The sequence below is a fragment of the Actinomycetota bacterium genome (assembly GCA_036280995.1).
GTDB lineage: Bacteria > Actinomycetota > CALGFH01 > CALGFH01 > CALGFH01 > CALGFH01.
On the sequence record DASUPQ010000504.1, the window covers coordinates 1 to 3,151 of the forward strand.

General features: G+C 77.8%; 4 protein-coding genes. All 4 read right to left on the minus strand.

Features of this window, described 5'->3' with window-relative positions:
* Position 1 precedes the first annotated feature (1 nt).
* Positions 2-364: a hypothetical protein gene (locus VF468_17070; GenBank protein HEX5880005.1), complete on the minus strand. Its 363-nt coding sequence runs from the start codon at positions 362-364 to the stop codon at positions 2-4.
* Positions 361-1,083, minus strand: a complete 723-nt coding sequence (locus VF468_17075) for an ATP-binding cassette domain-containing protein (GenBank protein HEX5880006.1) — start codon at positions 1,081-1,083, stop codon at positions 361-363. Before VF468_17075 ends, VF468_17070 begins: the two co-directional genes overlap by 4 nt.
* Positions 1,080-1,898: an ATP-binding cassette domain-containing protein gene (locus VF468_17080; GenBank protein ID HEX5880007.1), complete on the minus strand. Its 819-nt coding sequence runs from the start codon at positions 1,896-1,898 to the stop codon at positions 1,080-1,082. The genes VF468_17075 and VF468_17080 overlap by 4 nt, the downstream gene beginning before the upstream one ends.
* The coding region (locus VF468_17085) for an FtsX-like permease family protein (GenBank protein HEX5880008.1) at positions 1,888-3,151 on the minus strand (1,264 nt) is incomplete at its 5' end. The genes VF468_17085 and VF468_17080, both read right to left, overlap by 11 nt.

Here is a 3,151-nt window from a genome sequence, read left to right on the forward strand (position 1 = left end):
CTCAGGCGGGTTCGATTCCCGTCCGCCTCCGCTGAGCAGGGATGATGATGTCCAAGTCGACCAGCGACCGGCCCGGCCGCCCGGGCCGGACCCGGACCGCGGCCAGGGCCACGGCCGCGCCGGCCAGCTTGAGCACCCCGACCAGCACCCACATGACGGCCAGGCCGGAGGCGTAGGCGGCGTACCGCTGGTGCGGGTCCGGCCGCCCGGTCAGGTCGGCGGCGACCTGCCAGGCGCTCACCCGGCGAAGCCGAGGCACCAGGCGGCCGCGGCGTACCCCGCCGCCCTGACCGGCGCCGGCGCCGACGGCCAGGGCCGGGCCAGGGGCACGGCCGTCGCGAGCTGGTGGCTGGTGGCTGGTCATCTGCCTCCCGAGGTGCTGCCCCCAGGGTAGGCCGGCAGCCGGCCGTCGCCGATGGTGAGGACCCGGTCGACCTTGGCCAGCAGCTCCTCGCTGTGGGTGGCGACCAGGCAGCAGCTGCCCTCGGCGGTCAGGGCGGCCATGGCGGCGAACACCGCCGTGGCCCAGTCGGCGTCCTGGTGGCCGGTCGGCTCGTCGGCCAGCAGCAGCCGGGGACCGACGACCATGGCCCTGGCCAGGGCGACCCGCTGGCGCTCGCCGAGCGACACCTCGGCCGGGAGGCGGTCCCCGTGCCGGGCCAGGCCGAGCCGCTCCAGCAGGGCCGCCACCTCGGCCCGGCCACCGTCCAGGCGGCCGGCCAGCCACAGCGGCAGCAGGACGTTCTCGGCCACGCTGAGCTCGTCGACCAGGCCGAGGTCCTGGGGCACCACGGCCACCGCGTCCCAGGCTGGCGCTCCCCCGTCCGGCGCCGAGGGCCCGGAGAGGCGCCCGCCGTCGGGCCGCTCCCAGCCGCACAGCAGGTTCAGCAGGGTGGTCTTCCCGGACCCGGACGGGCCGACCAGGGCGACCAGCTCGCCGGCCTGCAGGATCAGGTCGGCATGGCGCAGGGCCAGGACCTCCTCGGGACCGCGCCGGTAGGACTTGCGCAGCCCGGCCGCCTCGACCACCACCTGACTGATCGGGGCACCCCCCTGGGGTTCCCCGAACCCCTCCGTGGTCACGGCGGACCGATCCAGACCCGGCCCTGCTCGACGCCGATCCTGGCCCGCCGGTCGGGGAACAACCCCAGCGCCTCGGGCGGCAGCTGGACCCGGCCGGCCTCGTCGATCACCGAGAGCGCCTCCTGCCTGGTCGCCTCCGCCTCCATCGCCCCGTGGCGCAGGTAGAGGGTCCGCTCGGCCAGGGCGACCACCGCCGGGTCATGGGTGGCGAGCACGAGCGCGGTGCCGCGGGCGGCGAGGGCCCGAACGGCCGCCAGCAGGGCCGCCCCCGCGGCGCGGTCGAGCTCGGCGGTCGGCTCGTCGGCCACCACCAGCGGCGGGCCGCCGACCACGGCCCTGGCAAAGGCCAGCCGCTGCTGCTCGCCCCCGGCGAGCTCGCGCGGCCGGTGGTGGCGGCGGTCGGCCAGCCCGAGCAGCTCCAGCAGCTCGGCGCCGTCGTCGGTGCCGGCCGCCCGCCCGCCGCGCAGCCGCGCCGCCAGCCGCAGGTGCTCGGCCACGGTCAGGTAGGGGATCAGGTTGTCGGCCGGCCGCTGGAACACGTAGCCGAGCAGCCGCCGACGGACCCGGCGCAGTCGGGTCACCGACAGGCCCGACAGCCGCACCCCGCCGATCTGGACCTGCCCGGCGGTCGGCCGGTCCAGGGCGGCCAGGATGCGCAGCAGCGAGGACTTGCCCGAGCCGGAGGGGCCGACCACGGCGCTCACCGCCGCCGCCGGGAACACCGCGTCGACCCCCTTGAGGGCATGGACCTCGCCGGTGGCGGTCCAGTAGATCTTGACCAGCCCGCTGCAGCTGGCCGCCGCCTCAGCCGACAAGACGCATCACCTCGGCGACCTTCGCCCGGTCGGCGGCCCGCTGGACCAGCACGGCACCGGCCAGGGCGGCCAGCAGGACGCAGCCCAGGGTGCCCGCGAGCACCGCGCCCGGGAGCTCGAGCCCGAGGCTCGGTGGGAGCTCGGGCATGGGGTCGAGGCGGGGCAGGACGGCTGCGGCGGCGACCACGGCCAGGCCGGCGCCGAGCAGGAAGGCGAAGCCCAGCAGGCCGGCCAGCTCCCAGAAGACCGAGCGGCGGTGGGCGGCCCGGCTCAGGCCCATCCGCCTGGTCAGGGCGTAGGCGATGACCCGGCCCCGCTGGCGGGCCTGGGCGTAGAGGACCAGGCCGACCAGGGCGACCATCCCGGCCAGGACGCCAAGGGCCGACAGCAGCCGGAAGGTCCAGGCCTGGGCCACGAACGCCGCCGTCCGCATCTGGCCGGCGGCGGTGGTCACGGCCGCCGGCGCCTGCCCGGCCCGGCGCAGGGCGGCCAGGGCCGCTCCCGGGTCGCCCCTGGCCCACAGCTCGGTCCACCAGCTGGCCTGGTAGCGCTTGCGTCCCGCGGCCGCGTCGAACCCGGCCGAGGAGACCACCAGCAGGCTCCGGTCGCTCGAGGTCATGCCCGGGAACGCCCTGGCCGTGGCCACCACCGTCACGGCCAGGCGGACCCGGCCGACGTCCACGGCGCGGGCGTCGGCCACCGCCGGACCGGCCAGGACGGCGGCCAGCCGGCCCGGCGGGGCCTGATCCAGCCGCCCGAGCAGGCGGCCGAGGGAGGCGTCGGCGAACCCCTGGCGCCAGAAGGCGCCGCTCGCGAAGCTCGCCGGGTCGACCCCGATCATGTCCACCGGCCGGGAGTCGAGCGTCAGCCTGACCTCCTGGAACCGCCGCACCACGGTCGCCGGCAGCCCGGCGGTGACGCCCGGCGGGGCCTCGCCGAGGAGCTGGAGGTTGGTGTCGCTGCCGACCAGGACCCTGGCCTTGTCGACGGCCCCCGACCCGGTGGAGGCGACCAGGGTCCCCGAGTAGGTCAGCAGCCCGAGCGCCACCGCCGACCCGGTGACCAGCAGCAGGACCGTCCGTGGGGCGGCGACCAGCCGGCGCAGGGCCAGGACCGGCGCCGGCCGGGCCGCCGAGGCGGCGGTCAGCGGCGGGCGGGCGCGGCGCAGCAGGCGGGCCGCGGCGCGGGTGGCCAGCCCGGCCAGGCCGGCGATGGCCAGCAGCGGGAACAGCACCAGCAGCCGGTCGACCTGG